Here is a 14372-nt window from a genome sequence, read left to right on the forward strand (position 1 = left end):
TAGTTCAATATACAACGAATCAATTCCCTCTCTTTCTAAAAGTTCTAATATGGGGTAAAAGTAGCGAGGACACTGTTGGCGAATTTGGGAAACGCTTATGCTGGGGTAATTAATTCAGCGATCAAACGATTGAGAGCTTTTTGAACGGCTTTGTATCCAGTGGCTTGCTTACCTAACTTCAGTTCAAACAAAATGCGATCGCGTTTTGCTTCAAGTGCGTCTAGTTGGGGTAGTAAGGCAGCTGACCTTTGAAAATGCTCCTCATTCGGTGTAATACATGGTTGAAGGGATTCTCTCTCCCATGTATTACTTGGTGATATTGGTGATTCATTCTGTGTAATACTGGGGAAGGTATTGTCTCGAAGCAGCTTGTTATCAGACATCGCTGTTCTCTCATTAATATAATAAATGCATAGGCGTAGCCCGTCGTAGGCGATCGCCTTTTACAATTGGAATATTAATTATATTTACCTTTATGAATTTTCCTCCTCAACTCCAACAAAAGATTGAAAAATGGGCAAACAGTCAGGGAATTTCGACTGAGCAGTTTATTTTGCAAGCTATTGCAGAAAAAATTGACACGTTGAGTCAGCAAGTCACTGAACAACATACTCAACAAAACTCTGAAATGACCAATATACTGCCCCTTAACCAACCAAACATTTATCGAAAAGAAGGGATTTTAGTTGTAGGGGCAGAATTACCAGAAAACTTTGATGTTAATGCTTTTATAGATGAGTTGAGAGAAGAACGCATTCAGGATCAAATAACTTAATGAAAGTCTTGTTTGATACTTCTGTCTTAGTTCCTGCATTCATTGTCAATCACCCGCAACATTCTGTTTGCTTTTCCAAGATTAAACCTGCAAAATCTGGGCAAATTCAAGGGTTTATCTCAACTCACAGTTTAGCTGAAACATATTCTGTCATCACCCGCTTACCCATTCAGCCGCGTATTAGTCCCCAACAAGCTCAAATGATTATTGTAGATATGTCACAGTATTTAGAGGGAGTTCCACTGCTTTTCAATGACTATCAGGCTGCAATCGCTCAAATGGCAACCTTAAATCTTCCAGGTGGCGGTATTTTTGATGCTTTAATTGCTCAAGCTGCTTTAAAAGCAGAGGTAGACGCTTTGTTGACCCTGAATCCAAATCACTTTACTCGTTTGGAAAATGCAATCGCTGACATTGTACAAGTTCCCGATTAAATGCATTACCTGAATTAGCAAGATATAGAAAGGATTTTAGAACAGGATTGATATTGATTAGCGATCGCTTGTATAATTACGTTGCTGGAGCGTTCGTCGAAGACGTTGCCGAAGGCATCGCTTAAACAAATCCTACAAATCATCCATCCTTTTCAGTGTCTATCTCAGAGACATTCAAACCTGTTAACCTCGCTACCTGTTCTACTGTCATCCCAGACTCAAGTAAGTTGCGTGCAGTTTGTAATAACTGCGATTCTGCCTTGTCTGCCCTTTGACGTTCTTGTTCTGCCCTTTGGCGTTCTTGTTCTGCCCTTTGGCGTTCTTGTTCTGTCCTTTGGCTTTCTTGTTCTGCCCTTTGACGTTCCTTTTCTTCAGGAGTTGGCAGCAATTCCCCTGCCAAATTTGCCCAGCGTAACCAAGTAGCATCAATACCTTTATAACTTCCTTGCCACAACTGTAATGCTAACCCTAAAGATTGACTCACTAACTGATTTTGAGCATTGACTGCAATCGGTTGATAAGCTCCTTTTTCAATAGAGAAACCAGTCAAATCATCAGGGTTAAAAGGGTCATACCAGAAATATTCTGGCACACGCATTTGATTTTGATAAATCAGCTTTTTCTCATTTTTGTCTGCTTGGGCTGTGCTGTCAGAAAGCAATTCAATGACTACATCTGGTGTTTTACCTTCTTCCCAAACCACCCAACTGCGACGTTCTCCTTTCGGGACTCCCAACACAGCAAAAAAGTCTGGCCCTTTAAAGTCTTTGTTTCGCACCTGGGCCAGACTGTAGTAAACAAACATATTACCGCCGATAAACCCATCCTCTCGTTCTTCTAACCAAGGTATCAAAGCATCTATCAGCAAATCCATCTGGGCTTTGTGTCGCGGGCTTTCCATCGGAATACCGTCATCATCGGGTAATTCTGTTTGAGTGGGTGGGAGTTGAATATCTGGTGCAGCTAGGGTAGTTTCTGACATAGCTTTTCACCTTATGGGGAGGCGTGGCGGGTATTTTTATATTAAGCGATCGCAGAAATTTCAGTTAATTTGCTTTCGACAGTTTTTTAATTTGTCCAGTAAAGTATGCTTCTTCATGTTTAAGTTGTTGCGCCAGTTTTAACCCTTGTTGAAAAGCTGTTAGTGCTTGAGGAAATTCTTTGCGTTCTAGATACAATTGCCCAATTTGGTCATAAGCTTGCATCATTCCGTAAAAGTTGGCAGCTTGCGCTTGTATCTGCACAAGTATTTCGCTAGCCTGCAAAGCTTCTTCTGTTTGTCCTTGCGAACGATACAGCGCAATTAACTTCTGCAAAGCATCACCAGCACGAACGTACTCCTTTAATTGCCAAGCAGTGGTATAAGCTTCTTGATAATTTTTAAAAGCTTCTAGGAGTAAGTTAGGATCTTTCTTAGCTAGAGATTCATAATCTGAAGCGATCGCTAGCTTTAATTCTGGTATTTCTGTAAGATTATTTTCATTGACATAAATTTCTGCTAGTTTGTTAAGTACATTCAAAGACTGCTGCGGTTGGTCTGTCTGCTCGTAAATATCAGCCAGTTGTTGCAGATATGTTACTTCGTTGACACGATCGCCAAGAGATGTAGCTAAACTCAACAATTCCTCATAGATTGGCGCAGCTTTGCGATAATCAAACCAACTCAAATGCAGTTCTCCAATTGTTTTGAGGGTTTCTAATACCGCTGTCTGATCTTTTTGTTGTCGCACTACTAGCAAAACTTGGTCATAAGCTTCTATAGCCAGTTTAGACGATCGCACATTTTTGTAAGCTTCACCTAGCGATCGCCACAATTCTAGATCGATTGGGGCAGTTTTTTTCTGAGATTGAGCTTGCTTTTGAATTGCTTGCAATCGTTGCGTAATATATTGTACTTCTTGTGCATCGTTTTGCTTCCAAGCGATCGCCCCAACTCGTGATAATGCTTGCACCTCTGCTAATGAACCTAAAAAGCGCCGCAAACGCAATTCTCGGTTCCAAATTTCAAACGCCGCAATCGGTTCCCCTGCTTGCAGTTTCGCCGCCGCTTCTTGATTTAACGCATCCAACGCTGATTCTAACTTTTGCCGTTCTTGGGAAGTTAACGGCTGTTTATTCTTGGGCGATCGTGGTGACAGTGGATCGGGTGTGGTAATCTCTAGAGGGCTGGGAGGAAATTTATCGGGTGGTTTTGGCGGTTTACTCTCTGCCAATGTTAAGGAATTACTAAAGAGTATAGTGGCAGTAGCGATCGCAATTAAGTGTCTGAGCATGGGTACTTTACTTTACCTTGAGTGATTTGCATGAGATAATTAGCGATTATCCCCATCCCCTATTATTGACTAACTATTCTCCAGCTTTACTAGAATTGCCTACCTGAGAGCTATGTGGCTTCAGCACACAGATAAAAGGCAGTGTGCGAATTTTGCCAAAATAAATGCTTAACGAGTTCTAGTTGTTAGGCGCAAGAGATAAGCAGTTTAACTTGTACTGAAGCAGACTAATTTTCTCCAGTTAGAGGATTTATCGTAGATGTAATTTAAAAATTGCGATCGCAGCCAGAATTTTTGAGTCAGGGGAGTGTCAAAATAATCCTAGATAATATTTAAGTAACTAGTCGATCGTTTTGTAATGACTCATTCTACTGATATCACCACCTTAGCCCGCTGGATGGCAGCTGACTTTAGCAATCAAGAACAAGCTTTTGAAAATCCGCCTTTTTATGCTCATATCCGCGTTTGTATCCGTCCCCTTCCCTTAGAGTTGTTCTCAGGGGTAAGTTTGTTTCTGGAACAAGCTTATGATTTTATGCTCAATCAACCCTACCGGATGCGGGTAATGAAGTTAATTCCGGCAGAAAACCACATTGCGATTGAACACTACACGGTTAAAGAAGAACAAAAATTTTACGGCGCATCTCGTGAACCCGAACGCCTCAAAGAGTTGTCTTTTGACCAATTAGAAAAAATGCCAGGTTGCAACATGGTTGTAGAGTGGACAGGAAAAAGCTTTAAAGGCAAAGTTGAACCTGGTAAAGGCTGCATAGTGTTTCGCGATGGCAAAAATACTTATCTGGATAACGAATTTGAGATTGACGCTAAAGAATTTTTCAGCCTCGACCGGGGAAGGGATTTAGACACCGATGAACGTCTCTGGGGTTCTATCGCCGGTCCATTTCACTTTCTCCGTTGGGGTAGTTTTGCCGATGAAGTAAAGGTGTAACAAGTTAGGAGTGAGGAGTTACAACCCAAAACTTTTTTTAATCTGCTAAGAGTAGTTTGTGGTTTGGTCAACTTGTAATCACCACCTTTTAGCGATCGCCTAAAGACTACCAGAAACATCCAGTTAACCCACTAGGTCTACCTCAGAATCCTATGCTATCATGGTTTAGCTAGCGTCCTATAGCTACTAAATGCCTACTAAGACATCTGCTTAGAAACATTAAAGTAGTTCAGGGAATCTTGCTGTGGCGGCATAGCCAAGTGGTAAGGCAGAGGTCTGCAAAACCTTCACCCCCGGTTCAAATCCGGGTGCCGCCTTCTGTTGTTGTCCAGTTGGGACTGCAACCGCTTCATTAACGCCAGCCACGATTTATAAGTGTAATTCACTAATGCGATCGCACTGGCATAAAACCGAGAAGGTTGACCACTATAGCGCGAGTCAGTTTTGAGTGTCAGACTTAGTTGCTTGACGATATCAGCAGGGATTTTAGCTTTTTGTCGCCAATTTTCCAGGTCTGGGTGATGACCTAATTGTTCCAGTAACTCGTTAATCAGAGGCGTGTTTTGCTCTGCCATTAACTTCCATAAATATTGGCGGGTAGATGCACTAGTAACCAAACGGCACTGAATTGTGATTTGGCTCATGGCCTTTTAAAACATATATGTTTAATAATAACATTTTTGTCTTATAAATAGCCATGTGTAAAATTATTTCATGCAAGAGACATTTTTTACGAGCAAACAAGCAGCTGAAATAACAGGCTGTACCCTGCGTCAGCTTCAGTACTGGCGAGAGAAGGGGGTAATTGTTCCTGTTATCAGTGAAACGGGAACTGGACGTAGTATTTATTACTCAAAAGCCAATTTGGTGGAATTGGCTGTGATGGTATATTTTTTGTCTGCTGGGTTGAGTTTTGATCTGGCTGGTGAAATGGTCAAAACCTTGAAAGACAAAGAGCCGGAGTTATTTAAATCTGGCCAGGCAAAGCGTTTTATGCTGTTGGGAGCAGTAGGAGAAAAAGCTGTCAAGGGAGGAACAGGGCTGATGCTTTCCCTTGTGGAGTTTGACCGAGATAAAGCGATCGCTTCTGTAGTGGAAGGTAAGCCTGTGATTCCCCTTTGGTTAGATGTGATTCATCAGCAGTTGACTATTAAATTGGCTGATTAAAACTGAAGTCGCAAGATATTATGTTGTATGTTATGTGCATCGCTTGCGTCTAATGAAATTGTGTTTGCATTCAATAAGGATTTTGTCAACTCCAGTTAAATATTGTTGCATCGATATTAATACTAATGTACTGTTGAATAATGTCAATCAATTCATAACAATCTGATTGTTGAAATGTAGAATCTTACTTTAATGCAGCTTAAAACACGGAATGTCACAATCTGGACTACTTGAACTAGCACATGAAAAGCTTCACTGGCCAACTCCACAACAAATTTTGGAGCCATCTGGTGCTGGGCCTAGTTTTTATGCACGAATCGCCAGAGAAAAATTAGGCAGAACTATTAGTAAGCTTTCAGATAGTCATGGTGTGCAAATAGGAGTACTGGCTGCAAACCCTGAAGGTGACTCCACAGAAACACCTATTGCTCTAGTGTGCGATTTTCAACAACAAGTATCAGAAGACACATTGAGAATAACTTATAGACTTGCTTGGAGTTTTTCTCGTACACCATCATTAATTACAACAGAACCTAACCGTTTAAGAATTTGGACGTGCTACGAAGAACCACCAACAGCAGAAGCTAATATAAATCCAGTAATTGAAGTTTCTAGACAGGAACTCGAATTATTTAATCAGCCTTCTGTTTCACAACAAGCTGCTGAAACTCTATGTCTACACTGGGCTGATTTGGTATCAGGTCAATTCTTCCAAGAACATAGCCAGCGATTTCAACGAAGTCAGGCCGCTGATCAGATGCTATTGAGCAACCTGAAAAGTGTTCGGCAAAAACTTCAACAAAATGAACTTGATGATGACACAATTCATGATTTATTAGCGAGAATTATTTTTATTCAATTTCTTTTTGACCGTCAAGATTCTGAAGGAAACCCTACTCTAAATACAAATTTACTGGCTCATTTACATCGAATTGGGGAATTATCGACTAGATACTCTCATTTAGCTGACATATTAAGAAATCATACAGATACTTATCAATTTTTCCGTTGGCTCAACGGCAAGTTCAATGGTGATTTGTTCCCAGGTAAAGGTGCTACCGAAGAAGAACGTGAAGCTGAATGGCAAACAGAAGAACAAAAAGTTAAACAACCTCATCTAAATATACTTGCTCATTTTGTTTGTGGTGATCTAGACATTGAAACTGGACAAATGAGTTTATGGCCATACTATCACTTTGACGTTATACCTTTAGACTTTATTAGCAGTATATATGAAGAATTTGTCAGTAAAGAATCTGGTACAGGAATTCATTACACACCAGAACACATAGTTGATTTTGTACTAGATGGTGTTTTACCTTGGGATAGTCAAGAATGGGATATTAAAATCCTTGACCCTGCTTGTGGTTCAGGAATTTTTCTGGTTAAAGCATTTGGGCGGTTAATTTATAGATGGGAACAAGCTCATTCTAATAAAACAATTCAGCCAAATGATTTAAAGTCGTTACTAGAAAATAATTTATTTGGTGTTGATGTAGATACTCAAGCAGTAAGAGTAGCTTCCTTCAGCCTCTATTTAACTATGCTTGATAAAGTTAAACCCCAAGACTATTGGGAGAATGAGTTTTGCTTTCCCAGATTGCGTGAACGTCAATTAGTAGCTGCTGATTTTTTTCAAGAAGACAAAAAAGGATTTAATTCTATTCAAGATGCCAATAAATATGATTTAGTTGTTGGCAATGCACCGTGGGGAAAAAATACTGTTACTCCAGCAGCTAAATCTTGGGCTGGAGATGAATGGAAGATAACTTACGGTAATATTGGCCCACTTTTTCTGCCAAAAGCCGCTGTTTTAACCAAGCCAGGTGGACAAGTAGCAATGATGCAGCCTGCACTTGCGTTAATTTTTAATCAGGTTAGTACGGCTCAAGAATTCCGAGCAAAGCTTTTTTCAAAGTTCAAAATTGAAGAGATATTTAATTTATCTGCATTGCGTTTTGGACTGTTCAAAGATGCTATTTCTCCAGCTTGTATTATCACAATGTCAGTAACACCTCCTGACGGTGAACCTGTTACATACATTTGTCCCAAGCCAGTAATGACTAATGAGGATGACTATCATATAATTATTGAGCCACATGATATTAATCACATCAAACCACAAGAAGCAATAACAGATCCTTTAGTTTGGATAGCATTAATCTGGGGAGGTAGACGCGATCTATCCTTGGCAAGAAGATTAAATCAGAAATTGACTATTCAAAAACTTAAAAATCAAGGCATTGCTAAAACACGTCAAGGGGTCACGAAAGGTGATAGAAAAAAATTACAAAACAATTTAATAAATAAACGAATTCTGAAATCATCCAAATTCCTTGATAAAAGTTTTCTCTACCTAAACGCTGAACAACTTCCTATAAATGATGATCCATATATTGACTCCGGTACAGGTTTAAGTAGCCTAGCTGCATTTCAACTGCCGCAAATGATTTTAAAGTTAAGTTGGCAAAAAAAGAGCGGCAGATTCCGTTCAGTAATAATTGAAGCTGATAATACAAATCAAGGAATTATCTGCTCTGAAAGTTATGTGAGTATTAATACTAGTGAAGAGTATATTTCACAATTAAATGCTGCTTGTTTAGCATACAACAGTAAGTTAGCCGTCTACTATCTACTACTTTCTAGCGGTCGTTTTGCTTCTTATATTCCAGAAGTCAATGTAGATGATTTACTGCGTGTGCCAATACCTGAATTATCAGTAGGAGAATTGCAGAATATAAAAACGATTGATGACGTAGATGAACGCATACGTCAAGCTTTTGAATTCAAAGATAGTGAATGGGTGCTAATTAATGATCTATTTAATTACACCCTACCAGATTTTAAAGGAGATAGTGCTTCCCCAGGACGCAAAAGAACTCACCGTAGAGATAATGGTCATTTAGAAAATAATACTGAACCAGAACTGACAATGTATTGCGAGTATTTCTTGCGGGTGCTGAAAGCAGGATTTGGACAAGATAAACAAATTTGCGCCACTATATTTCAGGAGCAAACTAACGCTAAGCTTCCTGTCCGCTTAGTTGCAATTTATCTCAACAGATCCGACTATCAAAGCGTTCATATTGAGTCTATTGACTCCCATGATTTACTAGAACTATTGGAAAAATTAAATGATTTGTCTTTGCAAAAAGGGCATACAGAAGATGGTGGTATATTTTATCAACGTGTTGCCAGGATTTATGATTCCGTTCAATTGAATGGGTTAAAAATTCCAACTATTTATTTGATAAAACCCGACAAAATTCGTTACTGGACTCGCTCTATGGCTTTAAGAGATGCTGATGAAGTAGCCACAGATATCATGATGTGGCAGACATCATTTGATAAGGAATCAGCAGTTATAGAGGAGTCATATAGTGGGTAGAAGAGGTAAAACAATTCCAGAATTGCGCTGGAAAGATACACCGGATTTTGTTGAAGTAGCAAAAGTTTGGAATAATGATGCAATAAGAATTCTGGTAAAACTTGTTTGGGAAGGATATGATTTGTTGGTTGCCGAGATTCTATCACAAATTAATTGTGATGAAGCAGAGGAGCAGATTGAAAGGAGCCTAACTCAATCTCTTGAGCGCAGAATTCGCAGAAATATGACGGGAGATGAGCCATTTGATGTTCAACATGAAGCTTATGAATGGGAAAGTAGTCAATCAGCACAAGCACAACCACCACAATATGATATTGCCTTTTATTTAATATCGAATGAGAGGGTTATCTGGCCTTTAGAAGCTAAGGTATTGAAAACAGATGGGGCGGTAGGTGAATATATAAAAGAGATAAATGAAAACTTTGTAACTTGCCGATATGCACCCTTTTCTAGTCAAGGAGGAATGCTAGGTTATCTTTTTTATGGTGATTCAAACAAAGCTTTTACCAATATTGCAACCAAAGTACCATGCACATTAAGCGATCATCCAGATTTTCCAAACCGTGACCACAAAACCTCCGATCACCAGCGGGTAGTTCCATCAGGAAAATCATATCCTGCTGAATTTCGTTGTCACCATTTACTATTAAAAATAATTACTTCTTTAGTTCCTACTAATACAGCTTCAGTATAAATCCAAAACTCGCAATTACTTAATTATTTATATTAAATTAGTTAAGTTTAGGTTGTAAAGTAATTGCAAAATAGCTTTATCTCAATTGGTAGATATATCCTCAGCATTACTAAATATCTATTCTTTTAATATTTCTATAGGCTTCTCATACTCTATCATTTCCGTAAATGTTATAAAACACCTCTGACACCAACCATCTACCCACAAAGCCGGAACCTTAAACCTCGCTCCACAATTAGGACACTCCGACAATAACCTTAACTGATGACGCTTACACCCCTGCGTTACCATCAACTGCTAGCAAAAACTTTTAATTGGGATGAGTGGATCGATTTAGATAAGGTGATCCCCAATAGAGTAGAACATCTAAGCGAGAAATGCGGTCAAATGGTAGAGATAATTCGTCTGCAACGGCATCTGCCAAATTAACTAAAACCCCATATTAAGCAGTGCAAACTTAACAGCCTTCCGCCTTCTTCCCGCCCGCACTAGAGCGATCCAGCGGCTTCAGTTCCCCGCCCCAATGCAGGTACAAAATACCTTTACTCTTCATTTCCCAAGCCTTCAAGAATTCCAAGAATTCGTCGGTTCTCGGTTTGTAGCCCTCGAATATCGCTTTGCATTTCGCGGATTTCGCTTTGCATTTCTCTCATGTCAGTACGAATCTCATGCATTTCTGTCACCAAAACCATAAAGTTTTCTTGGTGCTGGTTGGCAATGCCAATGAGGGAATCAACTGAGCTAGTTAATTCGCCTACTGTCTGCTGTAATTGACCTACTGCCTGTCGCAACTCAGCATTAACCACCACTTGATTATCAAGCTGCTGTGACACTCGCTCTAATGTCGCTTCTATCCGGTCTAATCTGTCTGGTTGGTTTTGGGTCATTCGGTTTGTTGCTGTTGAAGATTGACTTTTGAAGAGAGAATTTCCTCAAGCTCCTCAACCGTTACAGGTTGTGCGTTTGTTTTAATTCTGTCTGACAACTCGTAAAAAGCTTCGTGGTTAAGCATCAAATTTCACCCCTAGATCGACACCGAGTACTTGCTCAATCTTTCTAAGAGTATCTTCAGGCAAGGTATCTCTCATTCGTTCTGCCTCTATGTCATGCCAGTAAGAGCGGCTGATTTCGGCCTCTGCTGCCAAAACCTCGACTGAGCGCGACAAATAGCTTTTTAAGCATAGTTTTTGATTGATTGATAGCTCAATTGTCAGAGGCGATCGCCTTTAAATTCATTATGGCTCGAATATAGTCGTCAATCACGATTTCCAACCTTCTGACTTGAAAGTGCTGAGTGCTGAGTGCTGAGTACTGAGTAAAAATACTAGTTCTTAGCCCCCAGCAAGAACTGCCTATTTTCATGCTTGGTGATGTACGAAGTTCATGGGGACTGCCTCCTGTCTCCTTCTAGTCTCCAGTGCCATGTCCTGAACTTTGAGTTTTAGCTTCTGATGGATCAGGCTGAGGTTTTTGATACTTACCTGGATACTTGTGCTGGAAATAAGCTTCTAGTACTTGTAAAACCATCGGGCCGCAAATAGTACCGCCATGTTCGCCAGTATTTTCCCCAAAGGCCACAACCACAATTTCAGGCTTATTACTGGGCGCATAAGCACCAAACCATGTATGATTTGGGCGACCAACACCAGCTTCAGCTGTGCCACTCTTCCCGGACGCTGGGGCAATTGTCGGCATGTCTAAGCGCTTACCAGTGCCTTCACTCACCACCTTCTGCAGTCCGTCGCGGAGAACTTTGATAGTTGTCGGCTTCATATTTAGGGATTCTCGCCAACTTTTTGCTTCTTCGTTGTCTTTAAGCAAATGTGGCTGAACTCGATACCCGCCATTAGCAGGGACAGAAAACATAATCGCCGCTTGCAGAGGTGTAACTTGCAAAGCGCCTTGACCAATTGACATATTAATGGTGTCGCCAACAGTCCAAGGTATTTTCCAAGCTTTCTGCTTCCATGTTTCATCTGGAACCAAGCCTATTGATTCTTCATCACGAAATTCAATACCAGTTCTTTGACCAAACCCATATTTGCGACTCCATTTGATTAAAGTTGGGCCGCCAACTTTTCTGCCAACTTGATAGAAGAAAGTATCGCTACTCATAGCCATCGCTCTGGGAAATCCCAATGGCCCAAATCCGGCGTGGTTCCACTCACCAAATGTCACCCCACCCACGGTAAGAGAACCAAAGGTTTGTAGTATTGTATCAGGAGAAAATTCACCTGATTCGAGTCCAGCTGTTGTAGTGACAATTTTGAAAGTACTGGCGGGCGGAAAGGCACTCAGGGCACGATTGACCAAGGGATGATCTTTACCTTGGACGCTTTCCCAATCTTTTTGAGAGAGTTTTTGTTTGGAAAAGATATTTGGGTCAAAGGTGGGGTAAGATACCAACGCTAAAACAGCACCATTATTCGGATCGAGTGCTGCGATCGCACCTCGATGATTTCCCAAAGCTTTTTCGGCTGCCTTTTGCACATCCAAATCTATGGTTAGGTGCAAATCATTACCAGCTTTTGCCTGTTTCTCTCCGATAACCCGGATTGGTCTACCCGCACCATCCACTTCCACTTGCTGACCGCCCCATTCGCCCCGTAGAGCTTTCTCATAAGCTTTTTCCACGCCCATCTGACCGATTACATCTCCCAGTCGATAGCCTAACTCCTTCTTGCCCTTTAACTGGTCAGCCGTCAACTCTCGCGTATAACCTAGTACGTGCGCTAATTGCTTACCGTGGGGATAATAACGTACAGAATCTGTATTGATTTCCACTTCTGGAAGTTCATTTTTATACTCCTTTAATGCTGTGATTTCTGCTTCATTTAAATCGCGAGCAACCCGGATGAGTGAAGAAGAATTAGCACCTGCTTGTTCTAATTTCTTTTCCATCTCATCTTGGGGAATATTGAGAATTTGCGCCAGACGCGGGCCGACTACAGACCATGAAGGCTTAGTATGTGCCATTGGCCACAAATATACTGAGCTAGGATAGCGAGTACTGGCTAAAAGTTTGCCATTCCGGTCAAAAATATTGCCCCGTTCTGGTTGTTTGGGAATCATCCGAATTCGGTTTGCTTCGGCTCTTTCTCGGAGTTTTGGCCCTTCAACTATTTGCAAGTAGGCCAAACGAGCCTCAATCCCAGTGGTCATTAATAGGGTAAATACGATTAAAAATATTGATTGGAAACCACGGCCAACTGTACGTGTATCTTTTTTGCTGCCAAGTGATGGGAATAAAGACATAAGTATTAATTCAAAATTCAAAATTCAAAATGAATAAACGCAATTCCAGCCAGCCTTTTCGCAATTGCTAATATGCAATTTTAAGGCATGTTAACTTAATCACAGAATCTCTAACTAGTGAAGTTAGTATATAAATTTACTTTAATCTCCTTGTCAATACTGGGTATGAAAGAATCGGGCGAGTATATTCTTGAACAATTGTTTTTGGCGGATACAATAAACCAAAGTGTCAAATATAGTCTGCCCAAAAGACTAGAGCAATTGACAAAATAACGTAAGATCACGGTATTCTACTGAGGATTATGGCTCAAATTGTCATGCAAAATCAGAGGGGGATAACAAGTTTTCAGCCACTTGATGTTGAACTGCGTAACGTCTTCAAGTTTTTTAACCAAGAACCAGCAGTAAATGGAATTGATTTGGATGTCAGACAAGGAGAATTTTTTAGTATTTTAGGCCCCTCCGGTTGTGGTAAAACAACAACACTACGCTTAATTGCTGGGTTTGAAATTGCTGACGCTGGTAAGGTGTTTATTCAGGGTCAGTCCATGACTAATGTGCCCCCTTACCGCCGACCCGTCAATACTGTATTTCAAAGTTACGCTCTATTTAACCACCTGAATGTCTGGAATAACATCGCTTTTGGACTGCGGTTAAAAAAAATACCCAAATCGAAAATTGAAGCTAGAGTCGAACAAGCTTTAAAACTCGTGAAAATGGAAAGTTTGCGATCGCGCTTTCCCAATCAACTTTCTGGTGGTCAACAGCAGCGAGTAGCTTTAGCAAGGGCTTTAGTCAACCATCCCACTGTCGTCCTCCTGGATGAACCTTTAGGAGCGTTAGATTTAAAACTACGTAAAGAAATGCAGGTTGAGTTATCAAATTTACACAAAGACTTGGGGTTAACCTTTGTGATGGTGACACACGACCAAGAAGAAGCATTGTCTTTGAGCGATCGCATTGCCGTGATGAATCAAGGCAAAATTGAACAAGTTGGCACTCCCAGCCAAATTTACGAACGTCCCTGTACATCCTTTGTTGCTGATTTTATTGGTGATACTAATTTATTCAGTGGTGAAATCGTCGCGGTAGACTCCTCTAATATTAAAATTTCCACAAAAATGGGACTCTCAATTGTTATTAGCCGCGCTGAAGATACACCAACTGAATTATCACAAGCTGTAGTAGTGAGTGTGCGTCCAGAAAAAATACAGCTTTCGCTTTATCCACCTAATTTGCCAGCTAACTGCTTTGAAGGACGGCTTGTCAACGTGATGTATTTGGGCACACACGTTAATTATGTTATGGAATTAACAAATGGCATTAGTATTAATGTGTTGCAACCTAATACTTTTGGCACTTTACCAGACCGCGACACGCCTATTTACGCCTGGTGGCCAGAAACTGATTGTTTAGCTATTAGTCAATAGTTAAGCA

16 protein-coding genes and 1 tRNA gene are annotated in these 14372 nt (G+C 40.5%); 9 read left to right on the plus strand and 8 right to left on the minus strand.

Annotation, left to right across the window (positions count from 1 at the left end; translation table 11 throughout):
* Window positions 1-95: 95 nt before the first annotated feature.
* Complete coding sequence (locus RMY63_RS30505) at window positions 96-383, minus strand: hypothetical protein (RefSeq protein ID WP_322732301.1); 288 nt, start codon at window positions 381-383, stop codon at window positions 96-98.
* Window positions 384-475: 92 nt separating this feature from the next.
* Here RMY63_RS30505 and RMY63_RS30510 point away from each other — a divergent pair, with 92 nt between their 5' ends.
* Both RMY63_RS30510 and RMY63_RS30515 read left to right on the plus strand, forming a co-directional pair.
* Window positions 476-775 carry a hypothetical protein gene (locus RMY63_RS30510; RefSeq protein ID WP_322732302.1) on the plus strand — a complete coding sequence of 100 codons (300 nt, stop codon included), beginning with the start codon at window positions 476-478 and terminating at the stop codon, window positions 773-775.
* Complete coding sequence (locus RMY63_RS30515) at window positions 775-1209, plus strand: type II toxin-antitoxin system VapC family toxin (RefSeq protein ID WP_322732303.1); 435 nt, start codon at window positions 775-777, stop codon at window positions 1207-1209. Before RMY63_RS30510 ends, RMY63_RS30515 begins: the two co-directional genes overlap by 1 nt.
* A gap of 139 nt (window positions 1210-1348) precedes the next feature.
* On the opposite strand, the gene RMY63_RS30520 is transcribed toward RMY63_RS30515, so the two are convergent.
* A complete protein-coding gene (locus RMY63_RS30520) occupies window positions 1349-2191 on the minus strand; it encodes a Uma2 family endonuclease (RefSeq protein WP_322732304.1) in 843 nt (280 codons plus the stop codon).
* A gap of 64 nt (window positions 2192-2255) precedes the next feature.
* Complete coding sequence (locus RMY63_RS30525; RefSeq protein WP_322732305.1) at window positions 2256-3482, minus strand: hypothetical protein; 1227 nt, start codon at window positions 3480-3482, stop codon at window positions 2256-2258.
* A gap of 358 nt (window positions 3483-3840) precedes the next feature.
* Here RMY63_RS30525 and RMY63_RS30530 point away from each other — a divergent pair, with 358 nt between their 5' ends.
* Together RMY63_RS30530 and RMY63_RS30535 are read left to right on the plus strand one after the other, a co-directional pair.
* Window positions 3841-4431 (plus strand): chromophore lyase CpcT/CpeT, encoded by a 591-nt coding sequence (locus tag RMY63_RS30530; RefSeq protein WP_322732306.1) that lies wholly within the window; start codon window positions 3841-3843, stop codon window positions 4429-4431.
* A gap of 246 nt (window positions 4432-4677) precedes the next feature.
* Window positions 4678-4748, plus strand: a tRNA-Cys gene (locus RMY63_RS30535).
* Here RMY63_RS30535 and cas12k read toward each other — a convergent pair.
* Window positions 4719-5075: a type V CRISPR-associated protein Cas12k gene (gene cas12k / locus RMY63_RS30540; protein ID WP_322732307.1), complete on the minus strand. Its 357-nt coding sequence runs from the start codon at window positions 5073-5075 to the stop codon at window positions 4719-4721. The genes RMY63_RS30535 and cas12k overlap by 30 nt on opposite strands.
* A 70-nt stretch (window positions 5076-5145) precedes the next feature.
* Between cas12k and RMY63_RS30545 the strand changes: the two genes are divergently transcribed.
* From RMY63_RS30545 to RMY63_RS30560, 4 genes are all read left to right on the plus strand, one after another.
* The gene (locus RMY63_RS30545; protein ID WP_322732308.1) at window positions 5146-5598 is read left to right on the plus strand and encodes a MerR family transcriptional regulator; all 453 of its coding nucleotides are present in this window, start codon (window positions 5146-5148) and stop codon (window positions 5596-5598) included.
* Window positions 5599-5809: 211 nt separating this feature from the next.
* Window positions 5810-8986, plus strand: coding sequence for an HsdM family class I SAM-dependent methyltransferase (locus RMY63_RS30550; RefSeq protein ID WP_322732309.1), 3177 nt, complete (start codon window positions 5810-5812; stop codon window positions 8984-8986).
* Window positions 8979-9680: a hypothetical protein gene (locus RMY63_RS30555; RefSeq protein ID WP_322732310.1), complete on the plus strand. Its 702-nt coding sequence runs from the start codon at window positions 8979-8981 to the stop codon at window positions 9678-9680. The genes RMY63_RS30550 and RMY63_RS30555 overlap by 8 nt, the downstream gene beginning before the upstream one ends.
* A 264-nt stretch (window positions 9681-9944) precedes the next feature.
* Window positions 9945-10109 carry a hypothetical protein gene (locus RMY63_RS30560; RefSeq protein WP_322732311.1) on the plus strand — a complete coding sequence of 55 codons (165 nt, stop codon included), beginning with the start codon at window positions 9945-9947 and terminating at the stop codon, window positions 10107-10109.
* Between the two features lie 113 nt (window positions 10110-10222).
* On the opposite strand, the gene RMY63_RS30565 is transcribed toward RMY63_RS30560, so the two are convergent.
* From RMY63_RS30565 to mrdA, 4 genes are all read right to left on the minus strand, one after another.
* A complete protein-coding gene (locus tag RMY63_RS30565) occupies window positions 10223-10567 on the minus strand; it encodes a hypothetical protein (RefSeq protein ID WP_322732312.1) in 345 nt (114 codons plus the stop codon).
* A complete protein-coding gene (locus tag RMY63_RS30570; protein ID WP_322732313.1) occupies window positions 10564-10692 on the minus strand; it encodes a hypothetical protein in 129 nt (42 codons plus the stop codon). Before RMY63_RS30570 ends, RMY63_RS30565 begins: the two co-directional genes overlap by 4 nt.
* Complete coding sequence (locus RMY63_RS30575; RefSeq protein ID WP_322732314.1) at window positions 10685-10846, minus strand: helix-turn-helix transcriptional regulator; 162 nt, start codon at window positions 10844-10846, stop codon at window positions 10685-10687. Before RMY63_RS30575 ends, RMY63_RS30570 begins: the two co-directional genes overlap by 8 nt.
* Before the next feature lie 241 nt (window positions 10847-11087).
* Window positions 11088-12935 carry a penicillin-binding protein 2 gene (gene mrdA / locus RMY63_RS30580; RefSeq protein ID WP_322732315.1) on the minus strand — a complete coding sequence of 616 codons (1848 nt, stop codon included), beginning with the start codon at window positions 12933-12935 and terminating at the stop codon, window positions 11088-11090.
* Between the two features lie 302 nt (window positions 12936-13237).
* Between mrdA and RMY63_RS30585 the strand changes: the two genes are divergently transcribed.
* Entirely contained in the window at window positions 13238-14365 is a 1128-nt protein-coding gene (locus RMY63_RS30585; RefSeq protein WP_322732316.1) for an ABC transporter ATP-binding protein, read from the plus strand.
* Window positions 14366-14372 lie beyond the last annotated feature (7 nt).

This window comes from Nostoc sp. ChiQUE01b, from assembly GCF_034531255.1.
In the GTDB taxonomy this organism is placed as follows: domain Bacteria; phylum Cyanobacteriota; class Cyanobacteriia; order Cyanobacteriales; family Nostocaceae; genus Nostoc.

Bases quoted from the DNA above. Each gene is read 5' to 3' on its own strand.
- RMY63_RS30530 (WP_322732306.1), top strand. From the start codon at position 3,841: ATGACTCATTCTACTGATATCACCACCTTAGCCCGCTGGATGGCAGCT.
- RMY63_RS30515 (WP_322732303.1), top strand. From the start codon at position 775: ATGAAAGTCTTGTTTGATACTTCTGTCTTAGTTCCTGCATTCATTGTC.
- RMY63_RS30585 (WP_322732316.1), top strand. From the start codon at position 13,238: ATGGCTCAAATTGTCATGCAAAATCAGAGGGGGATAACAAGTTTTCAG.
- RMY63_RS30560 (WP_322732311.1), top strand. From the start codon at position 9,945: ATGACGCTTACACCCCTGCGTTACCATCAACTGCTAGCAAAAACTTTT.
- RMY63_RS30570 (WP_322732313.1), bottom strand. From the start codon at position 10,692: ATGCTTAACCACGAAGCTTTTTACGAGTTGTCAGACAGAATTAAAACA.
- RMY63_RS30545 (WP_322732308.1), top strand. From the start codon at position 5,146: ATGCAAGAGACATTTTTTACGAGCAAACAAGCAGCTGAAATAACAGGC.
- RMY63_RS30525 (WP_322732305.1), bottom strand. From the start codon at position 3,482: ATGCTCAGACACTTAATTGCGATCGCTACTGCCACTATACTCTTTAGT.
- RMY63_RS30565 (WP_322732312.1), bottom strand. From the start codon at position 10,567: ATGACCCAAAACCAACCAGACAGATTAGACCGGATAGAAGCGACATTA.
- RMY63_RS30520 (WP_322732304.1), bottom strand. From the start codon at position 2,191: ATGTCAGAAACTACCCTAGCTGCACCAGATATTCAACTCCCACCCACT.
- cas12k (WP_322732307.1), bottom strand. From the start codon at position 5,075: ATGAGCCAAATCACAATTCAGTGCCGTTTGGTTACTAGTGCATCTACC.
- RMY63_RS30505 (WP_322732301.1), bottom strand. From the start codon at position 383: ATGTCTGATAACAAGCTGCTTCGAGACAATACCTTCCCCAGTATTACA.
- RMY63_RS30510 (WP_322732302.1), top strand. From the start codon at position 476: ATGAATTTTCCTCCTCAACTCCAACAAAAGATTGAAAAATGGGCAAAC.
- RMY63_RS30550 (WP_322732309.1), top strand. From the start codon at position 5,810: ATGTCACAATCTGGACTACTTGAACTAGCACATGAAAAGCTTCACTGG.
- mrdA (WP_322732315.1), bottom strand. From the start codon at position 12,935: ATGTCTTTATTCCCATCACTTGGCAGCAAAAAAGATACACGTACAGTT.